The sequence below is a fragment of the Emticicia sp. C21 genome (genome assembly GCF_003418935.1).
Lineage (GTDB): Bacteria > Bacteroidota > Bacteroidia > Cytophagales > Spirosomataceae > Emticicia.
Window position 1 is genome coordinate 1 of the sequence record NZ_QVMT01000032.1, and the last position, 1261, is coordinate 1261.

Below are 1261 nucleotides of genomic sequence, written 5' to 3' on the forward strand. Positions count from 1 at the left end.
CGAATCCAAACTCAAAACCAAATAATTGAAAAATTAGAAACCTTAATTAAAGGGCTAAGGGAACAATTGTTTAATCAAAAAGTTAGATTCACAGATAAAGATGGAAATGATTTTCCGAATTGGGAGTTAAAGTCATTAAAAGATATTTCACAAAGAATAACAGAAAAGAATTCAGAAAACAATCTTAATGTTTTAACAATATCTGCTCAATTAGGATTAATCAGCCAATTAGATTTTTTTAATAAATCTGTTTCAGCGAGAGATATTTCAGGTTATTATATTCTGCAAAGGAATGATTTCGCTTATAATAAAAGTTATTCAGCCGGTTATCCGATGGGTGCCATAAAGAGGCTTAACAAATATGAAAAAGGGGTTGTTTCAACATTATATATTTGCTTAAGATTTAATAGATATGTTAATATAGATTTTATGGAGCATTTTTTTGAATCAGGTCTCCAAAATAGAGAAATAGAGAAAATTGCTCAAGAAGGTGCTAGAAATCACGGTTTACTAAACGTTGGTATATCAGATTTTTTTGATATAAACTTCAATTTACCTTCTTTGCCAGAGCAAAAGCGTATCTCAAACTTATTATCAAGTATGAACACGCAAATTACTTTGGAGAAAATGTCGTTAGAACAATATAAAGTACAGAAAGGTTATCTACTAAAAAATCTATTTATATAAAAAGACTATTTAAAAAGCTTTTTTTCTGAATCTCGTATTTTTGTAGTAATAGTATTTCAATTTTAATTTTTTGCTCAATGTAAGATAAAAAAGAAGCTATTCTTTCTTGTTCTTTAATGTTAGGACAATAAATATTTGCTTCGCTATAGTCTCGAAAATATATGTGCGGAATTCCCGAGCCTACTTTGTATTTATCGAAATTAAAAAATTTTAAACAATAAAAAATATATTGTAGATACACTTGCTCTTTAGCGGTTAAATAGTTTAAAGTTCCTGTGACTGAAAACTTACCATCGCCATATTGAACTTTCCCAACCCCAGCCCCATCTTTAATAATCATAATTGCTTCTTCATCTATTAAGTAATACGGAATGTATGAAATAAGACCTGTTGCTCCATAAACTGGATAGATTCCATTTTTATCTAATACATCTGCTTCAGTTAAAGAAGAGGAATGACAGTTTACACAATCTTTTAATTTTATATTAGGAATATTAGAACAAATAATTTTTTGACAAAGCCCTTTAATTAAGGTTTCTAATTTTTCAATTATTTGGTTTTGAGTTTGGATTCG

At 28.3% G+C, this 1261-nt stretch carries 2 protein-coding genes; one reads left to right on the plus strand and one right to left on the minus strand.

Annotation, left to right across the window (positions count from 1 at the left end; translation table 11 throughout):
• Nucleotides 1–687: restriction endonuclease subunit S (locus tag D0T08_RS27700; protein ID WP_199538242.1), on the plus strand; the 687-nt coding region annotated here is incomplete at its 5' end.
• Here D0T08_RS27700 and D0T08_RS27395 read toward each other — a convergent pair.
• On the minus strand, nucleotides 680–1261 hold a 582-nt coding region (locus D0T08_RS27395; RefSeq protein WP_199538243.1), incomplete at its 5' end, for a restriction endonuclease subunit S. The genes D0T08_RS27700 and D0T08_RS27395 overlap by 8 nt on opposite strands.